The organism is Nostoc sp. C117, from assembly GCF_043099735.1.
Classification (GTDB): Bacteria; Cyanobacteriota; Cyanobacteriia; order Cyanobacteriales; family Nostocaceae; genus Nostoc.
In genome coordinates this window covers 1,247,438-1,272,074 of record NZ_CP170991.1, presented here as the reverse complement: position 1 = coordinate 1,272,074, position 24,637 = coordinate 1,247,438, and the positions used below count along the sequence as shown (strand labels likewise).

Here is a 24,637-nt window from a genome sequence, read left to right as displayed (position 1 = left end):
TTATAATTGATTATATTTTGCCGCAATTTTCAACTAGTTAGCACCACACTAATCAATTTACCTGTGAAGGATTCCTCTGCCAAAAGTGCGGCATTTATTAATGCTTATAATTGGAACAGTTTGCAGCACGGATAGATGAGGCTGTGACAGCAGAAGAACCGTTGCAAGGAAAACTAATTCGTGTGGTACGTCCAGTCACTTAAAAATGTTTTGATGGAACGCGCAAACTTGAGATATTAAGATGCGATCGCCCTAAAGCCATTGAGCAGCAGTAGATTACCTTTTCAACCACACCATAATCTTTGGATTAGTACTGATTGTGCCGTACTAATATAATACCCAGTTTTACTAGTCTCCAATTTCCAACCCCCAAGTTTGGAGAAATAACAAAGGACAAATGACAAAGCGCTTCTGCTAGGTATTATATTCTTGTTGTTAAGCCACCATGATGTCTAGGATTGCTTACGCTTAATTTTATTAGAGGAAATACTGAAGATGGGACGTATTTTTATCTCGGCGGCTCACGGAGGCAAAGAAGCTGGAGGAGTCGATCCGGGTGCGATCGCGGGTGGTACAACTGAAGCTAAAGAAATGATTCTGCTGCGGGATTTGATTGTCACGGAACTAAGAGCGCGGAATTTGGAAATTTTAGCAGTCCCCGATGACTTGAGTGCCGCCCAAACTATCACCTGGATCAATTCCCGTGGAAGTCGCGGTGATGTCGCTCTAGAAATTCAATCTGATGCCGCTAGCAGCCCTTCTGTGCGCGGGGCTAGTATCTTCTACATTGCCAACAATACGGAGCGCAAAACCAATGCTGAACAGTTGCTAGTAGCATTATTGCGCCGTGTTCCCCAACTACCGAATCGCGGAGTCAAGCCAGATACAGATAGCGGATTGGGTAGCTTGGCATTTTGTCGCCGGACAACGCTTCCGGCTTTGTTAATGCAAGTGGGGTTTCTCAGCAGTCCAGAGGATCGGGCTTTGCTACAAAGTCGTCGCCGCGATTTTGCTTTGGGAATTGCTGATGGATTGGTATCTTGGAGTCGTGTAATCGATCCTACTGGAATTCCCACAGAAGCGAGTTATCCGGCAATTAATATTAATATTAACGGGCAAAAGTATTCAGAACAAGGCGTGTTAGTTAATGGTAATGCTTACATCCCCATTGATTTAGTAGATATTTTGAGAATTGACCTTTCCCAAACACCGAATGTTAATCGAATTACCTATCGCAGAATAGTGTATGTCAAAGCCATCGAATTGCGAGATTTTCATGTTGCAGTTACGTGGGATGCTTCAACTCGTACTGTTAGCTTGCGTTCAAATTTAGTAGTTTGCGCTGGTAAATTAGACCGGGTGATGTCGAACGGTAATACTTCAGAAGTACAGTTACAATTATTCCTGAGAAACAATAATGAAGATGCGTTGGGAAAATTTCCTGATATCTCAAAACTGTATCGGGAAGAAGCAGATATAGAAGGAGTAAATTATGATATTGCCTTTTGCCAAATGTGTGTAGAAACTGGATTTTTACGATTTGGTGGCGATATTAAACCTGAGCAAAATAATTTTGCGGGCTTAGGAGCGATCGGTGGTGGTTCGGAAGCTGCATCTTTTCAAAGTGCCAGAATTGGAGTGAGGGCACACATCCAACATTTAAAAGCTTATGCTAGTTTAGAACCTTTGGTACAGGAAGTAGTAGATCCCAGATTTCGCTTTGTGACGCGGGGAATTGCGCCATTAATCGATCAGTTATCAGGACGATGGTCAGCAGATTTAGATTATGGTGCAAGAATTACAGCCATGATCAAGCGATTGTATGAGTCAGCCGGATTGTTGTAAGTGCTGCTTCAAGCAACAGATTGCCGAAATTATTATAGAGTTTCTGAGATAAATTATGACTTAACTGATAAGCGCTTAATTTAACTATATTTCTCCCTGAATAATTTGGGATAATTCACTGCGGCTGCGATTTGCTTCTGACCAAAAAGCTACCCAAAAAACGATCGCCATTATCATAGGCATCCCGAGAAATACCGCAGCCATATAATTAGGTATAGCAGTCGTTAAGGTTATAGGAATAACCGCACTATACCAGGATAAAAACCAGAACCCTAAAAATCCCATAACAAAAGAATTTACGCTCATGCGTACATGAATCAATATTTGGTAGGGTTCTACTTCAAAACGTCCTCTAATTACTGGTAAAAATGAGTTGCGGTAGTGAATTATGCGACGTATTTGAAAACCTTCTTCAGAAATTGTTCCTTGATAAGGGGCGTGTTCTCTGGAGAATCTAAATATCTTTGTAGGTTCAATTTTGTCATTCAGCCGCTGCAAAACTATGGGTAGTGGGTCAGAGGTGAAAACCGTAAAGGTATCGTAGGGTAGTATTTTCATGTAGATTGAACCTACTGTCTAAGCATATAATCGGACAAACAACTAAATAATATTTCACCCATAACAAGTACTATTTATACCAGTTGGTATTAAACACGCAAGTTCGAGCGATCGCTGTTGTATGGGAATGGTAATAATAAATTCGGCTCCGCGATCGGGTGCAGAAATACACTGTATCTGACCTTGATGTTTAGAAACAATTTTATAACTAATACTCAATCCCAAACCTGTTCCTTTGCCAACAGGTTTTGTCGTAAAAAAAGGATTGAAAAGGCGTTGTAACACATGTTGACTCATTCCCGCCCCATTATCTCCAATGTGAATAGAAACAGAGTCCTTATCAATGACTGTAGTCCGAATCAGAATCTGAGGTTCAATCTGAATATGATGTGAAATTTGCAGCTTTTCATATTCTTCCAAAGCATCAATTGCATTGGCAATTAGATTCATAAATACTTGGTTTAGTTGTCCGGCATAACATTCTATTAGTGGTAAATCTCCATACTCTTTAATAATTTTGATATCTGCATTTTTTGTATTATCTTTGAGTCGATTCTCCAAAATTAAGAGTGTACTATCTAAACCATCATGGATATTCACGCGTTTCATTTCTGCTTCATCTAAACGAGCAAAGTTTCGCAATGACTGAACAATTTCACGGATGCGTTCAGCACCAATCTTCATAGAAGATAACAGTTTAGGTAAATCTTCAATCAGAAATTCTAAATCTATTGCCTCTACTTTTTCCTGGATTTCTAACGGTGGTAAAGGAATGTACTTAGCATACAAATCTAAGAGGGAAAGCAAATTTTCAGCATATTGATTTGCATGAGTTAAGTTTCCATAGATAAAGCTCACTGGATTATTAATTTCATGGGCTACACCTGCTACCAGTTGTCCAAGACTAGACATTTTCTCACTTTGGACTAACTGGCTTTGAGTTTCTTGCAGTTGGCGAAAAGCAATTTCTAGCTGATTGGCTTGTTCTCGATAACGAGTTTCTGATAAGTGTAAAGCTTGTTCTGTTAAGCTCCGCTCTTGAACTTCCTGTTTTAATTGTTTATTAGCTTTTTGAAGTTCATCTGTTCTTGCATCCACTCGTTTTTCTAATTCAGCAGTTAATTGCAAAAGTGCTTGTTCTGCTCTCAAACGCTCTTGAACTTCCTGTTCTAAATGCAGAGAATGCTGTTGTAATTTTTTGGTTAAGTTTCGCAAGCTCAAATGAATGTTGACACGGGCTAAAATTTCTTCATGCTGCAATGGCTTCGTGATATAATCTACCGCCCCTAGACTCAATCCTTTTATCTTGTCTACTGTATCAGAAAGTGCAGTCATAAAAATCACAGGAATATCTTTTGTTGTTTCCTGAGCTTTTATACGACGGCAGGTTTCAAAACCATCTATCCCCGGCATCAGTACATCTAATAAGATTAAATCAGGTAAGGCATATTCCATCTGTTCAATTGCATCTTCGCCATCTTGGGCAACTAAAACTTGAAATCCCGAATCTGCTAAAAAATCAAATAGTACCCCTAAATTTGTGGGAGTATCATCAACAATTAAAATTACATTATTTTCTGTATTTTTCGGATTCATAACTTAACTCCCAGCATTTTTGAGAAATTCGCGAATTTTTTTAACTTGAAATCCTTTCGCTAATTGATGTAGTTCCCTAGAGAAAGGAATATATTGAGAATTTAAATCTTCTAAATGAGTTGCCTGTTCAATAATTCCTTTGAGATCTCCTTTCATCGCTAAAGCTAACAAAGTAGCGATTTCTGATTCAGTTGGAAAGATCAAAGTTTCTTCGGACATAGGTTGAGATCGATCGCCTTTTTTTGATTCCTCTTCATAAATCCATTCCAATTCTAAACATATTTGCAATTTTCCTAATAATTCTGATATTCTTACTGGCTTGGCTAGAAAATCATTGCAACCTAATTCTTGACTTTTTTGTCGATCAAAATCAAAAACACTAGCAGAAGTTCCTATGACTATAATATCTTGAATTTCTGGCGATCGCCTTAATCTTCGAGTTGCTTCTAAACCACTCATTTTGGGCATCATTAAATCCATTAATATACAATCTGGCTGGCATTTAATTGCTTTATCCAAACAATCTTGACCATCAACTGCTTCCAAAGTTTCAAATCCTAATGGACTTAACATTTTGACTAAAATTGACCGATTTTCTAACTTATCGTCAGTAATAATCAGTGTACGTTTTTTACCTTGATAACCGATAATATTTTGTGATACTGCTTTGACTGACTCCGAATATTGTTCAACTTCAGGTAAGTCTAAATCAAAAAAGAAAATACTTCCTTTGCCTAATGTACTTTGAACTTCAATTTCTCCTCCCATCATCTGCACTAATTTCCGACTAATAGATAGTCCCAATCCGGTGCCTTCTACTTTGCGATTGTTTTCGCCTACTTGGTGGAAAGGTAAAAATATTTCTTGTAATTGTTCTGGAGCCATTCCGACTCCTGTATCTTCTACCTGAAACCGAATTTTATAATTGTGATAGCCAACTTTTAAAGTTACTTTACCCACTTCTGTAAACTTCACTGCATTACCGAGTAAATTAATTAAAACTTGTCGCAATCGTTTTTCATCGGCTCTCACGCCTTGAGGTAAATTACTTGTTGGCTGATAAATTAAATAAATACCTTTTTGTTGAGCGCGAATCCGGCAAATTTCTCCAACTCCTTCTAGAAAATCTGAAAAATTAAACTCTGTAGGAGATAATTCCATTTTCCGAGCTTCGATTTTGGAAAGATCTAAAACTTCATTAATCAGGTTTAAAAGATGATCGCCGCATTGATAAATAATATTCAAGCCATCTTTTTGGGAACTAGTTAAATCTTTATCTCGCTGCAAGATTTGGGCATAACCTAAAATCCCATTTAGCGGAGTTCGCAGTTCATGGCTCATATTGGCTAAAAATTCACTTTTTGCCCGATTAGCAGATTGAGCTGTTGCTTCTGCTTTTTGTAAATGCACATTTTTTTCTTGTAACTCTTGTGTTCGCTCTTGAACCTTTGCTTCTAAAGTCGTGTTAGCTGCGGCTAAATCACTATAGAGACGAGCATTTTCAATGGAAATTGCAGCTTGTGAAGATAAGAGTTTTAATATTTCTAATCTATCTGGGGTAAAAGCTTCCGTTGTCAAATTATTTTCTAAGTAGAGAATGCCGCTGAGTTTTCCTTGATGCAGAAGCGGGGTACATAATAATGATTTGGGTTTGTGGGTAACTATGTAAGGATCTTGAGCAAAAATTACCTCATAACTTGTATTACTATATAGAACATTTTCCTGTGTTCTAGCTACATAATTAATCACAGATATAGGTAATTCGCAACTAGTGGTTACTGGCTTTGATTGCATCACAATCACATCGTCTTGTTCCACTGTTGATTCTGCTTCTATTAGTAAATTTCCGTCGATTTCTAAAATTAAATATCCAGTTTGAGCGCCAGCATTCTCCAGCACGATTTGCATTAATTTAGCCAGCAATTTACTCAAAACAATTTCACCAGAAAGAACTTGAGAAGCTTTCATCACGGTCATCAGGTCGAGAGAGTGAGTGCTTTCATTACTTGTGGAATTTATCTGAGTAAGTTCTTGATAATTCGTTTCTAGCTTTTGTGTGTTTAGCGATGCTTCGCGAATGCGTCTACGCGCGATCAATTGCGGATAGCGTGCTTCTAAATCTTTAACTTTAGCAATAGCCCCCCAATGGCTATAGGTATGATAGGCATTAGTCATGTAAATTCGGGCAATAGTTTGTTTACCCCATGACAGATAAAATTTGGCAGCGAGTTCGTGAGCGATCGCTTCTTCGTTGATGTATCCGTTTTCTTTGGCAAGGGCGATCGCCTTATCGTAATCCTCCATCGCCTCAACATTTTGGTTGAGTACTCGATGCCGTTCTGCCTCCACTAGATAAAATTTGTGCAGATAATTCATTGGGGCATGATGCGCCCATTTTTGGATTTTGTCTTGATTAGCTTGGACGCGATCGAGAATCTCTTGTTGCCGAGATTCTGGACTACCGATATACACCGAAAGCTGCACCAGAGAATCGTAGAAATAAAACAGAGCAAATATAATCATTCCTGTAGCTGCCGTAAAATAACTTTCTACTTGAACGATATTTTCCAGCGCTTGAGAGTAGTCTTCAAAGCAATAACAAAGCACAACTTTGTGGAAGTATAAAAGTTGCATAGCTACTTGGTCCTTGCTTTGCTGATGAATGGGTAGCATTTTTTGCTCGTCATAGACTTCACCTTTTAAAATGCAAGGATTTTTAGCATTTCCCATCATGTTTAAGACGGCTTGGGAAGTGATTTCATGATAATGAAGGGCTGTTTCTTGCTTAATTTTATTAATAGCATTCCAGTAAGTTGCTATTTCTCGTTCAAGGACAGTTAGTTGTTGACCAACTAAATATGAGAAAAGACAATATTCAAATGCACCAAAGGCAGCATATTCTAAATCTCCAGTCTCTAGTCCGTTAGAGTAATCCGAGCGAAAATGTTCTAAGGTATCCTTGGAGTGTTCTTTCCAGTGTCGGACAAAGACATTCACCATGTGGCTGGTCTTAGTGCTGATTTCTTTAGCATTCAATTTTGACAGCAAACTCAAAGCTAATTGACCGAACTGATAGCCTTGCTCGATATCTCCTATGACCCCGCACAAAAGAAAGCCATAAAGGGCATAAGCAAAGGGAGAGACAGCAGCATTGCCATATTCGACGGATATATTTACCTGTTTCAACACCATTAAAGGTATCAGTTCTGGCCTAACTATGAAGGTAGCAGCAAATAGGCTTGATAGCAGCTTCAAGGTTGCTAATTTATCAGGGTCAGTCATTAAAGGTAAGTCAATTAAATCAGAAGCTTCTTTTCCATTTAAAATTGATGTAATTTCCTCAAATCCTCGCCCAACATCTGAAGGGTTCACTTTTTCAGGAAATTCTACCCCCAACAACTTTAAGATTTGTAGCCCTGTATTAACTGCTTCTTTGGGCTGATTCTGTGATACATAAGCTTGAATTTGAACTGTGTACAGCTTCACTGTATCCAGTAAGGAATTAGCGCAGTTTTGTACTATCCCAACAAATTTCTGCATCCCGTTAAAATCACCACTTAAGTAGGTTGCTTCTACTGCTTCGGTATGTAACGCTAATGTTAGTTCATATTGACTCTTCCAACTATCTTCTGCTAACAGTCCTAAACCGACATTTAAATATTTGACAGCAGAATCATACGCGGTTGCTGCTTTCGCTTTTTGACCTGCGATGAGATTGAGTTGAGCTATCTCACATTTTTCTGATTCAGATGTGAGCAGTTCAGTCCCGTAATTGAGTTGGTTGACCAGCGCAAAGATATTTTCTTTTTGTTCTTCTGGCGTAAAATTTTGCAGTAGTAACCGACCAATTCTTAGGTGTGTTATTTTCTTTTTCTCATCAGGAATTAGAGAATACGCCGCTTGTTGCACGCGATCGTGCAAAAATTTGTATGTGATTGTTTTATATACATTATTTAATAATATTCCTGATTTATCTGCTCCGGTTTGTTTTTCTTCCAATACTAAGGGGATTTTATAGGAATTATTTAAGGGTAAAATCAAACCTGACTGGAGAGCTTTCCATAAATCGGCGGCAGCTTCTGATTGAGGTATTTCATTAACGGTTGCTAAAACTTCTAAGGTAAATTTGTCTCCTATACAAGCAGCTATTTTTAAAATTTCAATTGTCTTTATTGACATCTTTTGAATCTGGGCAAGCATCAATTCGACAACATTATCTGTAATATTAATACCTTGTAACTGCCGATCATCCCATTGCCAAACTCCTTGATTAAAATTAAAATTTAATAATTTTTCTTGTTGAAGATAATTGAGTAATTGAGTTAAGAAAAATGGATTACCTTGAGTTTTGTTAAATACTAACTCTGCCAAAGGTTTAACTATTAAAATATTGCTATGTAGAGCATCAGCAATTAACTGATTTACACAGTCAAAATTTAAAGGACTGAGAACAATATTACTAATACTAGTTCTAACCTGTTGAATTTGCTCTAAGGTATGGATTAAGGGATGAGTTGCGCTGACTTCATTATCACGATAAGCTCCAATTAATAATAAATATTCACTGTCTGGATCGGTAATAATTAACTCGATTAACTTGAGAGAAGCTGAATCTACCCACTGTAAATCGTCTAAAAATAAAACTAAAGGATGTTCCCGTTTAGTAAAGACATGAATAAACTGTTGAAATACTCGATTGAAACGATTTTGCGATTCTGCTGCACCTAATTGTGGTACTGCAAGCTGAGAGGCAATAATGCACTCTACTTCTGGTATGACATCTATGATAATCTGAGCATTTTGACCAAGGGCAGTTAATATTTTAGATTTCCAATTTTGTAAAGATTCAGCACTTTCTGTTAATAGTTGTCGCATTAATTCTTGAAAAGCTTGAATTAATGAAGCATAAGGAATATTACGTTTAAATTGGTCAAATTTGCCCGAAATAAAGTATCCTCTCTGGCCGACAATTGGCTTATGAATTTCATTTACTAAGCAAGATTTGCCAATTCCAGAGTATCCAGATACTAGCATCATTTCTGTTTGTCCATTGCTGATGCGTTCAAAAGCATTTAATAATATATTTACTTCTGTTTGCCTGCCATACAGTTTTTGTGGAATGATAAACTGACTATATAAATCTAGGTTACCAATAGTAAAATTAGCAATTTCAGCGTTATTTTTTAATTGCTTTAAACATTCTTCTAAATCGCTTTTTAACCCCAATGCATTTTGATATCTATCTTCCGCTGTTTTTGCTAATAATTTCATCACAATCTCAGAAACTACTAGCGGAATTTCTGACCGTATTTTGTGAGGTGAAACTGGAGTTTTAGCAATATGTGAGTGAATAATCTCTAAGGAATCATTACTATCAAAAGGTACTAACCCAGTGAGCATTTGATAAAAGGTGACTCCCAATGAATAAAAATCGGTACGATAATCAAGCGACCGATTCATTCTTCCTGTTTGCTCTGGAGACATATAGGCTAATGTGCCTTCTATTAAGTTAGGATTACCCACAGTTTGTTTTTCTCTAGATAACTGTGATGCAATACTAAAATCAATAATTTTACTATTTAAATTGTTTTGATTAATAATAATATTTTGTGGCTTAATATCTTTATGAATAACTTGGCGATCGTGAATACTTGCTAAAGCATCTGCTAGTTGAATACCAATTATCAAAAAATCTTTTAATGATGGTGTTTGTGAATCAATAAAATTTTTCAGCGATACAGCTCCAAAATCTTCTAAAACTAGTGCTAATCCGTTTTGGTGCTTTTCTAAAGCTAAAGGATTGATCGCTCCAGCAACATCTATCAAGCTGTTGAGGATTTTATATTCGTGTCTCAGTGCTGTTAATTCTTCTAAGGTGGGATATTCGGCTTTGAGAACTTTAACAATGACTGAAGTTTCATCTATCTGTTTAATAGCGCGGTAAATAACCCTAGAGATGCCTTCATGTAAAGTTTTAGCAGGAACATAGCCAGGAAGCGTTAGCATTTTTTTCTTGTCTAGTATAAAGAATTAAAGTGAACTAGATATGAGTTTAACTTAGTAGGCGAAATGCAGCCGCTTAAAATTCCCAAATTTTTTTGATTACAATTAATGATTCCCAACTTAATTGATAAGCTTTTAAAAGCTAAATAAAACTAAATATTTAGTAATACAGCTATATAACTTAAGGCACAGGATAGTCCACGATCATCCCATCAAAAAATAGAGCATTAGTAGCAAGTTATATTGGTAGTTGGGGATTTTAATGGTTTCCCCTTTCTCCAATCACCGCGTCAGCTCCAATCATCCCATTATTCAGCAACGCCATATTTTTCTGTTTGCCAACAAGAACAAACTTAAACTAATAAATCCTCTGGTTTTTTTGGTGCTGGTTTTTTCAACTTGATCCAACAGCCAGTGTTCCCAAACATCCAAAGGATATGCATTACTAAAACTTATCCAAAGTTGTTGGGGAAAATCTGCTGTTACAGTTTCACATAATTTAGCAACCAACACCGACTTTCCATAACCCCCGTAGCCGTCACACCAATCAAGCGCACGTCGCTTGTATGTAACCATGCTGCATTTGCTCAAGTTCCTCACTGCGTCCTTGCCAATGGCTAGTGCCCAATACCCAAAATCTTTTGTCCCACCATTTGATAAGTTAGTACATAGTCTGAAACAATAGCACTAATAATAAGATTTAGAGGGGATTACGTTGAGTCACCATCCAGATGCCATTGCCCCGCACGGTGGACAGTTGGTTAACCGTATCGCCACACCAGAACAAAGAGAGGAATTTCTTTCAAAAGCCGACTTTTTGCCACGAGTGCAACTTGACGATCGCGCTCTTTCTGATTTAGAAATGATCGCGATCGGTGCTTTTAGCCCACTCACGGGTTTTATGAACCAGGAAGACTACGATCGCACTGTTACAGAAATGCGACTAGCTAATGGTATTCCCTGGTCAATACCAATTACACTATCGGTAGCCGAAGAAATCGCTTCTCCACTCAAAGAAGGTGGCTTGATTCGTCTAGATAACCCCGCAGGGCGGTTTATTGGAGTTTTGCAACTCAGCCAAAAATATAACTACGACAAAACCCGCGAAGCAATTAATGTCTATCGCACTGATGATGCAAATCATCCTGGTGTGCAGGTACTTTATAACCAAGGTTCAGTACATCTGGCTGGCGACATCTGGCTATTGCAACGCGATTCTCATCCCAATTTTCCCACTTACCAAATCGATCCCGCTGCCTCACGGCAAATATTCCGGGAAAATGGCTGGAAAACCATTGTCGGTTTCCAAACTCGCAACCCCATCCACCGCGCCCATGAATACATCCAAAAGTGTGCTTTAGAAACAGTAGATGCGCTATTTTTGCATCCATTGGTAGGGGCAACAAAAGATGATGACATTGCCGCCGACGTGCGGATGCGCTGCTATGAAATTTTGCTAGAACATTATTACCCCCACGATCGCGTGATTCTGGCAATTAATCCTGCCGCAATGCGCTATGCTGGCCCTCGTGAAGCGATTTTTCATGCCTTAGTTCGCAAAAACTACGGCTGTACTCACTTTATCGTTGGCCGGGATCATGCTGGCGTTGGTGACTACTACGGCACTTATGACGCTCAATACATCTTTGATGAATTTGAGCTAGGTGAATTAGGCATTGTGCCAATGAAATTTGAACACGCTTTCTACTGCACCCGCACTAAGCAGATGGCTACGACTAAAACCAGTCCCAGTAAGCCAGAAGAACGCATTCACCTATCGGGAACCAAAGTTAGGGAAATGCTGCGACGAGGTGAGTTACCTCCACCAGAATTTTCTCGTCCTGAGGTAGCCGCAGAGTTAGCGCGGGCAATGCGTATACAGGTATCGGTTTAGGGCAAAAGAGTGCTGAGTTAAGAGAATGTTTGAAAAGTCCTCTTGTTGGTAGCAAAACGTTTTAGATCCCTTTTTAAGGGGGGTTAGGGGGGATCTAAAAGTGCCTAAAATCACAGTTAACTACTTTTCAAACAACCTCTAAGAGTGGGGAGATGAGGGAGATGAGGGACATAGGAGATAATCCTAACTCCTAACTCAGCACGGGCTAAACGCCCCGCTATTCATGTACAGCACTCCTAATGCCCACTTTCATCTAAACACCATCTGTCACTTTACACTACAGGTCTCAAACCTTTAAGCTGCTAGCTGATAGGTTGAGGACTGATAGCTAAATTATGAAACGGCGCACGTTTTTAAACAGAATTGGCTCAATACTTGCCGTATTGGGGCTAACTGAAGCTGAGTGGTTGACTTTGGGAAATCGCTATTACTATGCTTTGGCACAACCCAGTCCGCGCAAGTTAGCATTATTAATTGGTATCAACCAATACCCCAAAATTTCCGCCCTCAGTGGTTGTCTGACTGATGTGGAACTTCAAAGAGAACTTTTAATGCATCGCTTTGGCTTCCAAGGTTCAGATATCTTGACTTTAACTGAGGAACAAGCTAGCAGAGAATTCATTGAGGCAGCTTTTTTAGACCATCTGGGCAAGCAAGCTAAACCTGGCGATGTAGTTGTCTTTCACTTTAGCGGCTATGGCAGTCGTGTCAAATTGGAAACATTGCCAGAGACAATCCAAAATGCTCTGGTGCCAGCTAATGAAAGTCAAACTACAGAAAATGGTAAAATAGTCAATTATTTATTAGAAGAAACATTACTATTATTATTGCGATCGCTGCCGACAAATAAAGTCACAGGAGTATTAGATACTAGCTATTATCCTCCTAGCTCAGCGATGGGATTAAAAACTCGCGCCCTTCCAGAGTCAGTAGAAGCGAAGTTAGCAATAGAAGAACTCGAATTTCTCAAACAACTTCAAACTCAAAAATCACCCAGCACTCCTGTTATTTTAACAGCGACCTCAGACCCAAAGCAGTCAGCCAGGGAAGAACTCTTTTCTGGTTTTAGTGCGGGGTTATTTACTTACGCCTTGACGCAGTATTTATGGGAAGTTACCCCAGCGACAAAAATTCCAGTCGCCCTCTCCCATGTGGGAAATTCTCTGTATAAATTGGGTAGCAAACAGCAGCCAGGGTTATTAAAAACTCAAAAAAATCAAGATGCAGAAATTTTACATGTAACGTCTCAACTGCCAGATAATAGCATTGGTGCAGAGGGCGTGGTGAGAGCTATTGAAGAAGACGGTAAAACAGTCCATTTGTGGTTAGGAGGATTACCTGCCCAAGTGCTGCTATACTACGGAGTTAATTCTCGATTGACTCTACCAACAACAGAGCAATTGATATTGCGATCGCGTACTGGATTAACAGCAAAAGCCCAAATTGCCAAAATTCAAGGTGCAACTCCCATACAAGTCGGGCAACTTATTCAAGAAGCAGTCCGAGTTTTACCAAGAAATATTAATTTAATAATTGGTCTAGATACTGGACTAGAAAGAATTGAACGAGTAGATGCCACAAGTGGCTTTGCTGCCACTGCCCATGTATCCACCGTCACAGCAGGGGAACAACCAGCCGATTATATATTTGGTAAGCTACAGCAAGCACCTAGTCGTTATGGACTATTTACTCTTGATGGCGAGTTAATTCCCAACACTGCTGGGGAAGTTGGGGAAGCAGTAAAAGTGGCAGTACTGCGGTTAGTGCCAAAATTATCCACCCTGCTAGCAGCCAAGTTATGGCGACTGACAGAAAATGCAGGTTCTTCCCGCCTAGCAATCAAAGCAAGCCTAGAGATAATTCGTGGTACATTAACTGAGGTCTTAACACAACGAGAAACAGTACGAACTCTCACTAGAGAAAAATCACTCAGCACTCAGCACTCCCAACTCAGCACTCCCATTGTGCCTATTGGTAGTCGAATACAGTATCGTGTGGAAAATCAAAGCGATCGCCCAGTATATTTAATCTTGTTAGGATTAAAAAATAATCAAACAGCAGTTGCCTTCTACTCTTGGGAAACTCCTCCAGAAACAAACACTACCGAGACCAAGCCCCTCTTCAAAGAAGTTGTCATCGCCCCAGGAGAAACCCTCACCTTACCCAAAACTAATGCTGGTTCTGAATGGGTAATTCCCAGCCCAGCCTTCTTTTCCGAACAACAACTAATTTTTAATAGCGCCCCCTTGGTTGCAACACTCGCCCTTATGAACACTGCGAAATATCCCGCACCCGACGAACAGCCAATTGCCCCATTGTTAAATTCCCTAGATGTTATACAAGCCTTACTACAAGACTTGCATAACGCTAGCGCCATCAAAACCGAGATGAACGGCACAGCTGCTGACTCATATATCTTGGATGTGAATAATTGGGCAAGCCTGAGCTTTAGTTTTCAGGTTGTGTAAATACAGATTGGGCATCGGGCATCGGGCATCAGTCATCATTCACAAAAGACAAAATCGTATTCTCCTTGTAGATACTCCCGGAAATACTCCGCATAAAGTTGACAACGAGGTAACACTACACGCCCTTTCCGACGCACTAAAGCTGCACCCCGCAACCGCAAGAAAATTCGCTCATCTTCGCAGATATTCTGGCGAATTATCTAGTACTTCAGATAATGTCGCTTTTGGTTGAGGGCTTTTTCTTGCCATTTATACACCAATACAGTTCAGATAAGACCAAAAAACTTGTAGAGACGGCGATTTATCGCGTCTCGAAAACCCAAAATTTTGTACCAGTAGCCCTTAACTGAACCGTATTGATTTATACACCACATATTCTATGCGTTCCCTAGTTTACCTGAATATTTGACCTTCTCTAGCAAACTTTGCGGTTCTAGAATATTTCGCATCTGATTTCAGGTTTAGGCTAAGATCGATTATTAGTTTTTCACTTATACTATGCCTCAAAACCACAACAGCAATTATCGAAAAATGCCCTTTCTTAAAACCACAATTTTCTCCATATTTGCTGTCATTGCTGTTTTAGTAGTAGCGTTTCCTTGGTTATACGAAATAAAAAGCAAGGCTGGAATCGACATATCACCTGGACGTCACGCTGGAACCTTTTTTGAAAAACATACCCACGGACTTTTCAAGTGTGAGTGGCTTTATCCTTATCATTGCGATCGCCCCCGAGGTTAAGTAGAGGAATTGAACTTCAGATGACTAAGACATACTTACACTGACTGTTCGAGTGCAATCTCGGTGTGAGTATGTCATAAACCGTCAAATCGCAAAGCATTAAACTGGCATCACTTCTCGCACTTCAACTGGTTCACCCGTCAAGCTAAAAGGGCGAACTTCGGTAATTTTTACCTTTAATAACTGCCCTTTCAATTCGTTGATGTCACCGGCGAAGAAGGTTAAACGATTACCACCAGTGCGTCCCATGACTTGAGTTTTATCTTTGGGATTTTCGTCTTCTACTAAAACTTCTTCAATGCGTCCGAAGTAACGTTGCGATCGCTCTGCTACTTTTAAGTTTCCCAGATGATTGAGCCGTTGTAGGCGATCGCTTTTAATTTCTTCGCTCAGTTGATTGTCCCACAAAGCGGCGGGTGTCCCTGGCCGGGGTGAATATGCGGCTGTATTCAACATATCAAATCCGATATCTTCTACTAGTTTCAAAGTATTTTCAAACTGTTGTTCTGTCTCCCCAGGAAAACCAACAATTGCATCAGCACTAATTGAAGCATCTGGCATATACCGCCGAATAGTATCAATAATCCGACGATACTTTTCATGAGTATAACCCCGCGCCATCGCCTTTAAAAGTTCATTATCCCCAGATTGAAAGGGAATGTGGAAGTGTTCGCAGACTTTGGGCAACTCAGCACAAGCCCGAATTAGTCTTTCTGTAAAATAACGGGGATGGCTTGTAGCAAATCTTATCCTTTCAACCCCTGGCACATCATGGACGTAATAAAGTAAATCTGTGAAGTTGTGTAGATGCCGACCTTCTGGTGTGGTTCCTGGTAAATCCCTACCGTAAGCGTCAATATTTTGACCGAGTAGAGTAACTTCTTTGTAACCTTGTCGTCCTAATTCCAGCATTTCTGCACGAATAGCTTCTGGTGTGCGAGATTGTTCGATACCGCGCACGTTGGGAACCACGCAGTAAGTGCAACGTTCGTTACAGCCGTAAATCACATTTACCCAAGCTGTGACTTTACTATCCCGTCGCGGCTGGGTGATATCCTCAATAATGTGAACCGACTCGGTTGCCACAACTTGGTTACCCTCAAACACTGACTCCAGCAAATCTTTCAGACGATTGGCATGTTGTGGCCCCATTACCAAGTCTAATTCTGGCACGCGTCGCAACAGTGCTTCGCCTTCTTGCTGGGCAACGCAACCAGCAACTATGAGGGTTAAATCAGGCTGCTCGTGCTTGCGCTTTGCCTGTCTGCCAAGATAAGAATATACTTTTTGCTCGGCATTATCTCGAATTGTGCAGGTATTGTAGAGAATTACATCTGCATTATTTGGGTCTTCCGACCACTCAAAGCCCATGTTTTCTAGGACGCCAGCCATGCGCTCTGAGTCAGCTTTATTCATCTGACAACCGAAAGTAGTTATGTGGTAGTGGCGTTTAGAAGTGGTCATGGGCAATTCTGCTTAATTAGCGTAATGTATATAAACTTTATTTCTATTTTATAACGCTCTTAACTCAGGTGATGCATTGTTTCCTCTCTACCTCTGTCTCAACCGTAGTCCATTGATGTGAAAAACAGTCTAAATTGCAATGCAGTTTTTTGCAATCTTTAGATAGATAAAGAATGCACCTATCAGTAATAAATTCTGCATTTTAGTCAGCCTAAAAGGTGAATGAATAAGGGAGTATCTCAATGAGTGTAAAAACACACCTGACCTAGCGAATCGAATTAGCGGCTATACAGACAAAACCGACCTGCGTGGGTTTCAAATTCTTTGAGTCCGCGTAGGCGCGATTTCTAATCGCCTGGTATATTTGCAAAGGTGAGATATTCCCAATGAATAATAGCTATATTTTTGATCCTGTGTACTTTGTGAGTTCAAAAATGTGGCTATTAATTACTATTAATAGATGTATTTTTCCTCAAGTTTAATAGTTAAAATTATGGTTACGTGACTAGCGGCGAGCGGCGCAGTTTTACCTACAACAATTATCTCTCTGGAAAGGGCGGAAACGATATCATGCAGTTTTCTCCAATCTTGCATATACCGATTGTCGAGACTTACAGATGTACTTTGTTACTCTTGTAGATTTATCAAAATCAAATCGGAATGTTATGGGAATCAAAATTCATACTTTAAGTACTTATAACTAATTTTATAACTACGTATTTTTTTGATGAAGACACAGATAAAGTCTGTTAATGAACTAATAACTAGTGTCAATATATGACAGCAATATATAAATCAAAGTAATCTTAAAGTATCTTGCTTGATAATCCAGCAACTTCATTGCAGTCGATGGGAAAAGTGCATAGTCGCGTTGGCGTAACCTTTCTTTCGTAGGGAAGCGGCTTGTCGTTAGACATCACTCAAATCGAAAGGAATGAACCACAGCTAGTTTTACTGCATATTGATTAATCTGGAATCAGTAAATTGCCAAATATTTAATACTACTAAATCATTTATTGAATCTCAAGTCTGAATTAAGGTGTATACAGATGAATCAGGAACTCTTTCTATACTCTTTTCTAGCTCAATTCCCATTACTCAAAAAAAGTTATACTGCCAAAATCATGGTAGTGGCTTTTTTGGGAACTCACGTACCACTTCTGAGTTTAATCTTCAATGTCGTGACTTCCAACTCCTATTCTTGGGAGATGGCAATGCAAGTACTGTTGAATGCACTTTTGGCTACACTAGCGGGTACAGCAGCGACCCTCGCTGTACTGCGTTACTTGCTTGCTCCGGTTATTTTGACTCATACGGCATTGGAAGACTATTTGCAAACCAAAAAATTACCGGAACTGCCTAGACAATTTACGGATGAGGCAGGTACTCTCATGGCAGATACTTCACAAACTCTTCACAAATTAGATGAGTTAATTCACCACATTAGTAATTACGACAATCTAACTGGGTTACCGAATCGGGATTTATTCTGCGATCGCCTTAATCAAAATGTGTCACAATCTCAAAATCCCCAGCAACTAATTGCTGTTCTTTCGCTGGCCATTGATGATTTCACTGCTATAAGTCATGGGTTGGAGCATGAAACATCCAATCACCTATTAAGAGCAGTTGCCCAACGCTTGACAAACTGTATGGCTAAAACAGATATTTTGGGGCGTTTGAGTCAAGATGAGTTTGCGATCGCTCACATAGATATCTTTTCCTTTGAAAAAGTGATTAGTTTAACAAGTATTCTACAAAGTACATTGGCTAAACCCTTCTTTATAGATGGTCAGCACATTCACATCACAGCCAGCATAGGTATTACAATTAGTGACTTAGGCGATCGAAATAGTGTAGATTTACTATTACAGCAGGCTCATATAGCACTGTATCAAGCAAAACAGCAAGGGTCTAGTCAATACCAGTTTTATTCACCAGAAATTAATGCTCAATTGCAAGAGCGATTAGCATTAGAAAACGAATTACATGGGGCGCTGGAGCGCGGCGAAATGGTAATTTATTACCAACCACTGATTGATTTGCACACCAGACAAATCACAGGAATGGAAGCACTATTGCGCTGGCAACATCCTACTAGAGGTTTGGTTTCTCCAGCAAAGTTTATTCCCATTGCCGAACATAACGGTTTAATCATACCTATTGGTGAATGGGTGTTGCGAACCGCTTGCGCTCAAAATCGAGCTTGGCAAGTTGCTGGACTGCCACCAATTCGTATGTCAGTGAACCTCTCGGCTCGACAATTTGAACAACTAAATTTAGTTGAGCTTGTCAAACAAATCTTAGAGAAGACAGGATTGCAAACATCTTATCTAGAACTGGAAGTCACTGAAAGCTCTTTGATAAGTGATATTGAGCATTCCGTTAAAACTCTGAAAAAATTACGAGAACTAGGAATATGGCTAGCTTTGGATGACTTCGGTACTGGTTATTCTTCTCTCAACTATTTGAAGCGCTTCCCTGTGAACATGCTCAAAATTGACCGCTCATTTGTCCAAGACGTGACATCTAATTCTGATAGTGCCGCCGTCACCGATGCCATAATTGCATTAGCTAAAAGCCTCCAGTTAAAAATTACAGCCGAAGGGGTGGAAACTGAAGAACAGCTTGAGTATCTACAAAAGTGTGGGTGTCAAGAAGGACAAGGATTCTACTTTGGTATCCCTGCTCCCACTGACAGAATTACCGAAATACTCAAGCAGAATTCCCCGCAAAGACAGCAGATAGCTGCATAATAAATATAGGTCTCAAATGTCTGGGGTAAAACTGACCAAGAAATAGCAGTTCCGGTTGTCAATGAGCATAGCTTCCGACGCCCAACCATTGGTATTATAAACAGGCTGTGGTTTGACAGTATCTTGCTGTTTTAAATTCTCAAAAGGATCTTGGTCGGTTTGGGGTTGTGGTTGGACTTTGCTACTGCCGTCATCGTCAGGTTCAAAAGGATTTTTATTGAAGCTGAGATACATTCCTTCCAAACCATTTGCCAACTTGAATAAATTCTGTCGAATTAACTGTGCAGGAAATCCCTTGTAAATCACTCAGCATCCAGTCGCCTCGCGTTGAGAGAGCTACAAAGCTCAAACGCGGTTGCCATACCAATAAAGCAGCGATGCCACAAAATTGATTACAAGGGTTCTGAGCGTCAAGCGCGATCGCTCCAAGTCAAAATGCGCTCTTTGAAGAAAAACTTTTTGGTTTACTATTTTTTAGTTAATGTGTCAGTTTAATTATTGTCCACTCAGTAAATACAACAAGCTTTGGGCTAAAATTACCTTTTAGTGTGTCTAATTATCCAAATATCCTTATTTTAGATAATATTTCTATTGTCTAAAATTAGAAATACGAGGCTTAGTGAGCGCACTGAAATTTGGTTGTTCACCAATCGTAAGATTTTCAGAGGGTACTACCATGCAAAACATGCTAAAACGCGCATTCCTACCTGGCTTGATGGCTGCTACTTTAGCTGGTACTAGCTTAATCCCGGTTCAACCTGCTTCTGCTGATGACCGAGTTATTAATAATGCAGCCATTGGAGCTGGAGCAGGTGTATTAAGTGGGGTTTTAACAAATTGTGGTTCGGTATTAGACAATGCTTTTAAAGGTGCTGCTGCTGGTGCTGCTGTTAATGCTGCCAATGGTGTAAGAAGCACCAGAGCCAGAAGAAGAAAGGGACGTTTACCTGTTCAAGATATCGGTGTAGGTGCTGGTGCTGGTGTATTAGCAGGTGCAATTTCTGGTGGTTGTAGAACTACCTGGAAAAATGGTGTCAATGGTGCTGCTGCTGGTGCTGCTGTTAATTTATTAGATAACAGACGCAGAAGAAGATAATCTGTCATTGATAACTCGTCATTTAATCACCCAGCACGAATGATCAATCACAATTTTTAATTGCACCAAACTTTTCCCGAAGAAGTTCGCTTTCCGTTGCATTAGACTTCAAGGGATTCACTCATCATACGTCAGCACTCTTTCAAGTTGGTTATTTAATCTATCTGCCCAGTTATTTATTTCTGTTACCTTTTGGTGTAGAAGGTGTTCAGGATGCTCAATTGTGTATTCAATAACTCGTACCAGTAGAGGCTGAAAACCTTTTTTTCGCAGCTTTTCTGAAGGATAAATGTACGATAGATACGAACCATCTTCTAAAGTTTTTTCTGTAAGGAATTTGACATTGGCAGGTATTTTGCCCAAATAATCGCAACCTTGAGAAACCGTTGTCTGTACCATTGGTATTCGGCCAAAATAGGTGCTAACTTGATGAATCACGTGCTACTGTATGACGATAAGTTTTTGTTATGTCTTTATCTAACAGTATTTATCGCATATTTGAGAACATTTCCTTGAAACGGCGGGACAACGATGAGCCGATACCAGGTAGAACTAAAAATTACACGCCCCTAAAACCTTCAAGGTTGCAATAGTTGCCTCAGTTAAATCAGTCACCCCAGTAATATTCATCCCTTCATAAGGTCTTTCGCATCTCAGAGTTTTTAGGCACTCACCTGTTTCTACATCCCAAAGCCTAATCGTTTCATCTTCGCTACCACTGGCCAAAATCTTACCTTGAGGATTAAACGCAACCGACCAAACCCACTTGCTATGTCCTGACAAAGTTTTTATTTCTTTGTTGGTGCTTAAATCCCACAGCTTGATTGTTTGATCTCCGCTACCACTGGCTAAAATGCAACCATCTATACTGATGGTAGATGAGTATACGCAATTAGTATGCCCCTGCAAGGTTCTCAGACACTTACCTGTGCTGATATCCCACAGTTTCACCGTCTGATCTCCGCTGCTACTTGCTAAAGTCATACCGTCAGGACTAAAAACGACTGACCAGATCCAGTCAGTATGACCTTCCAGAACTTGAATGCAACTACCAATGCAGACATCCCACAACCTTACTGTTTGGTCATGGCAACCACTGGCTAGTGTCTGACCATCGGGGCTAAAAGCAACTGACCAAATCCGCTGAGTGTGCCCTTGGAAAGTTTTGAGACATTTACCTGTGCTGACATCCCACAGTTTTATAGTTTGGTCATCACTGCCAGTTGCTAGCATTTTACCATCGGGACTAAAGGCAACTGATATAATCCGATTACTATGTCCGCCCAAGGTTTTGAGACACTGACCTGTGTTGGCATTCCACAGTTTCACAGTTTGATCCTCACTGCCACTGGCAAGGAGGTTACCGTCTTGGCTGAGGGAAACTGATGTAACGCGATTACTATGTCCCCGCAACGTTTTTAAGCAAAAACCAGTGCTAGTATCCCAAAGTTTCACTGTTTGGTCGTTATTGCCACTTGCAAGAATTTGACCATTGGAACTAAAGGTCACCGACCAGATGCCATTACAATAACCTTGTAAGGTCTTGAGACATCCACCTGTATTAACATCCCACAGCCTCACTGTTTGGTCATCACTGCCACTGGCGAGCATTTTACCATCAGGACTAAAAGCAACTGACCATACACGACTACCATGCCCCTTAAGAGTTTTGAGACAAAGACCTGTGTTAACATCCCACAGTTTTACAGTTTGGTCATCACTGCCACTTGCTAGGCGATCGCCATCTGAACTAAACGCAACTGAATTAACCAAATCAGTATGACCCTGAAAAGTATAAAGACATTCACTAGTGTTAATATCCCATAGCCTTACCGTTCGGTCATGACAACCACTAATTAGCTTATCAGTATCTGGACTAAAAGCAACTGACTGCACCCTATGGGTGTGTCCCAGGAAAGTCTTGATGCATTGACTAGTCTTAATATCCCACAGTCTGATGGAGGAGTCATCATTCCCAGTAGCAAGCATTGTATCATCAGGACTAAAGGCTACTGACCAGACTCGGCTACTGTGTCCTTGGAAAGTCTGAATACATCGTCCGGTAACAACATCCCACAATCTTACCGTTGTGTCTTCACTACTACTTGCAAGAATTTGACCATTGGAACTGAAGGAAACTGACCAGATTCCAGCGGTATGACCGTGGTAGGTGGCGAGGCATTGCCCAGTGTTAGTATCCCACAACTTCACTGTTTGGTCATCACTGCCGCTAGCCAGGAGATGACCATCGGGGCTAAAAGTTACAGGCCAGATAAAACCTGTGTGTCCTTTGCAAATGAGCAGTTGTTTTCCATCGGCAACTTGATACAGGCGAACCTCACCATTAGTATCTCCTGTAGCTAATAGTTTGCCATCAGGACTAAATGCCACTGCATGAATACCGCCAATGGTTTCTGCAAAAACACATTTAGCTAGATTAGCATTTACAAAACTAGTATTTTGCAAATTTACATTCCGCAAATCTGCTTGCCAAATAGTTAGATTAGAAAAATCACTACCACTCAGGTCAGTTCCCAAATAACCCAGCAAATTAATAATATTTCCAGCAGTATAACTTTGTTCTAGCGGCGATATTTCTCTGAGGGTTGCAAGAATTTGAATTAGATGATTTTCCAGATTTCTTTGGCTTCTAAAGATTGCAAAAAGCCCTTCGATTACTGGTTTAAGGATCAGGTGAATTTGATTTTCTCTTACGTAGTCTTTTGCCGTTGCCTTTACTAAAGCATGACATCGGAAAATATCAATATTATGAGTGCTAATTTCTTGACAAACTTGCTCTACTAAGCGATTAATCACATATTCCATAACTACAGGTTGGAGAGTGAATAGTGCTTCGCTTTTTTCAACTAGAGAGCGCCTCACCAAAGATTCCAAAACCTCCACAAACTTTTGGAATGTTAATGCTGATATAATATCTTTTTGTAATTCCGAAAGCGAAACTGGCTCATGATTAATCGCCAGCCAATATATTATTTCTTTTTCTAAATCTGATAAACGTTCAAACTGCTGCTCTAAAATATCCCAAATGTCACCGAAAACAACTGCATCTTGTTTTAAAAATTCCGAAACATTACCACCAAATAAATCTTGAATAGTTGTCGCAACTACTTTTAAAGCTAGAGCATTACCTCCATAACGTGCAACTAATGTTCTTAGTTCATCGTCTGAAGCTGATATTCCTTTGATTTTTAAAATTTCTTGGCCGTCATTTGCCAAAAGGCCTTTGAGCAAAAATGAACGAACACATAAACCACCTCCTTCCATTGATGCAACTTCTTTCGGTTTTTCCCTGCTTGTGACAATTAAGCAGCTTTGTTGTTCCGTTTCTCCTAATCGTTTTAGAAGTTCGCTATATCCTTCATATCCATCTCGATAACGTCCAACCCGACTACCACTGCGTAAAATCGACTCCATATTATCTAGTATTAATAAACACCGATGCTGTCGGAGATAATGTAGCAGTCGTGTTAGTCTTTGAGCTGTGCTTTCTGGTAGAATTGCTTCTGTTTCCCGTTCATCAGAAAGAAATTGGATTAAGCTAGCTAAGAGAGTATTGAGTGGAGGAGCATCTTGTAGCGATCGCCAAATAACGTACTCGAAATTCTCCTTAATTTGTTCTACAAGCTTGACAGAAAGGGAAGTTTTCCCAATCCCCCCCATACCTAAAATTGCCACTATCTGACAGCGGTCTCTTAAAATCCATTGCTCTAATGTGGCTATTTCTTCTGTGCGTCCATAAAAAACCGATCCACTAATTGCTTCTCCCCAATCTAAATGTCTAGATTTGTCTGAATTTGTAAAGTCAGATTTATCTAACTCTAAATTGAAGGCTTGAAAAAAAAGTTCCAGTGTTTTTTTGTCAACTCCTTCCCCACGAGATAATACCTTAGAAACTGTAACAGTATTTACTTTTACACGTTCACTTAAATCTTCCAGGGTATATCTATTGCCGTAATTCTCTCTTTCTTCAAGGGCGATTTTACCAGATTGAAGCTTTTGCAATCCTTCAAGTGTGAGAATAAGACCGCGCTTGCGCTTTTGCTTCGGAACCTGGGTCATAGCTACTAACCTGATAAATCTAAAATAAGTAATTTGTAATTACTGATACATGACTCACTAGAAAACTAGCGCTCTTGAGATTTGTAACTGCAAGTGAATTTAAGGTTCTTTTGCAACGCTTGCTTGTCATCATTGA

Annotated in this window: 13 protein-coding genes and 1 pseudogene; 6 read left to right on the top strand and 8 right to left on the bottom strand. The window is 39.8% G+C overall.

Annotated features, from left to right (window positions below; genetic code table 11):
• Positions 1-495 precede the first annotated feature (495 nt).
• On the top strand, positions 496-1,845 hold the full coding sequence (locus ACFG4S_RS06715; protein ID WP_392534050.1) for an N-acetylmuramoyl-L-alanine amidase: 1,350 nt from the start codon (positions 496-498) through the stop codon (positions 1,843-1,845).
• 84 nt (positions 1,846-1,929) lie between these two features.
• Here the strand turns inward: ACFG4S_RS06715 and ACFG4S_RS06710 are convergent, their stop codons facing one another.
• The 4 genes from ACFG4S_RS06710 to ACFG4S_RS06695 all read right to left on the bottom strand — a co-directional run bounded on the left by ACFG4S_RS06710 (position 1,930) and on the right by ACFG4S_RS06695 (position 10,578).
• A complete protein-coding gene (locus tag ACFG4S_RS06710) occupies positions 1,930-2,403 on the bottom strand; it encodes a hypothetical protein (RefSeq protein WP_392534049.1) in 474 nt (157 codons plus the stop codon).
• Positions 2,404-2,457: 54 nt separating this feature from the next.
• On the bottom strand, positions 2,458-3,999 hold the full coding sequence (locus ACFG4S_RS06705; RefSeq protein ID WP_392534048.1) for a response regulator: 1,542 nt from the start codon (positions 3,997-3,999) through the stop codon (positions 2,458-2,460).
• Positions 4,000-4,002: 3 nt separating this feature from the next.
• Positions 4,003-10,005 carry an AAA family ATPase gene (locus tag ACFG4S_RS06700; protein WP_392534047.1) on the bottom strand — a complete coding sequence of 2,001 codons (6,003 nt, stop codon included), beginning with the start codon at positions 10,003-10,005 and terminating at the stop codon, positions 4,003-4,005.
• A 309-nt stretch (positions 10,006-10,314) separates the two neighbouring features.
• Positions 10,315-10,578: a hypothetical protein gene (locus ACFG4S_RS06695; RefSeq protein ID WP_392534046.1), complete on the bottom strand. Its 264-nt coding sequence runs from the start codon at positions 10,576-10,578 to the stop codon at positions 10,315-10,317.
• A 139-nt stretch (positions 10,579-10,717) separates the two neighbouring features.
• On the opposite strand from ACFG4S_RS06695, the gene sat reads away from it, so the two are divergent.
• The 3 genes from sat to ACFG4S_RS06680 all read left to right on the top strand — a co-directional run bounded on the left by sat (position 10,718) and on the right by ACFG4S_RS06680 (position 15,105).
• Positions 10,718-11,896, top strand: coding sequence for a sulfate adenylyltransferase (gene sat / locus ACFG4S_RS06690; RefSeq protein ID WP_392534045.1), 1,179 nt, complete (start codon positions 10,718-10,720; stop codon positions 11,894-11,896).
• Positions 11,897-12,231: 335 nt separating this feature from the next.
• The gene (locus ACFG4S_RS06685) at positions 12,232-14,364 is read left to right on the top strand and encodes a caspase family protein (protein WP_392534044.1); all 2,133 of its coding nucleotides are present in this window, start codon (positions 12,232-12,234) and stop codon (positions 14,362-14,364) included.
• A gap of 531 nt (positions 14,365-14,895) precedes the next feature.
• On the top strand, positions 14,896-15,105 hold the full coding sequence (locus tag ACFG4S_RS06680) for a hypothetical protein (protein WP_392534043.1): 210 nt from the start codon (positions 14,896-14,898) through the stop codon (positions 15,103-15,105).
• Positions 15,106-15,204: 99 nt separating this feature from the next.
• Here the strand turns inward: ACFG4S_RS06680 and miaB are convergent, their stop codons facing one another.
• A complete protein-coding gene (gene miaB, locus ACFG4S_RS06675; RefSeq protein WP_392534042.1) occupies positions 15,205-16,569 on the bottom strand; it encodes a tRNA (N6-isopentenyl adenosine(37)-C2)-methylthiotransferase MiaB in 1,365 nt (454 codons plus the stop codon).
• Between the two features lie 1,049 nt (positions 16,570-17,618).
• On the opposite strand from miaB, the gene ACFG4S_RS06670 reads away from it, so the two are divergent.
• Positions 17,619-19,325: a putative bifunctional diguanylate cyclase/phosphodiesterase gene (locus ACFG4S_RS06670; protein WP_392534041.1), complete on the top strand. Its 1,707-nt coding sequence runs from the start codon at positions 17,619-17,621 to the stop codon at positions 19,323-19,325.
• Between the two features lie 12 nt (positions 19,326-19,337).
• On the opposite strand, the gene ACFG4S_RS06665 is transcribed toward ACFG4S_RS06670, so the two are convergent.
• Positions 19,338-19,631, bottom strand: a complete 294-nt coding sequence (locus ACFG4S_RS06665; protein ID WP_392534040.1) for a hypothetical protein — start codon at positions 19,629-19,631, stop codon at positions 19,338-19,340.
• A gap of 370 nt (positions 19,632-20,001) precedes the next feature.
• Between ACFG4S_RS06665 and ACFG4S_RS06660 the strand changes: the two genes are divergently transcribed.
• Positions 20,002-20,421 carry a hypothetical protein gene (locus ACFG4S_RS06660; protein WP_392534039.1) on the top strand — a complete coding sequence of 140 codons (420 nt, stop codon included), beginning with the start codon at positions 20,002-20,004 and terminating at the stop codon, positions 20,419-20,421.
• A gap of 171 nt (positions 20,422-20,592) precedes the next feature.
• Here ACFG4S_RS06660 and ACFG4S_RS06655 read toward each other — a convergent pair.
• Together ACFG4S_RS06655 and ACFG4S_RS06650 are read right to left on the bottom strand one after the other, a co-directional pair.
• A pseudogene (locus tag ACFG4S_RS06655) lies at positions 20,593-20,820 on the bottom strand (IS4 family transposase); the annotation flags it as partial.
• A gap of 153 nt (positions 20,821-20,973) precedes the next feature.
• Complete coding sequence (locus ACFG4S_RS06650; RefSeq protein WP_392534038.1) at positions 20,974-24,501, bottom strand: NB-ARC domain-containing protein; 3,528 nt, start codon at positions 24,499-24,501, stop codon at positions 20,974-20,976.
• Positions 24,502-24,637 lie beyond the last annotated feature (136 nt).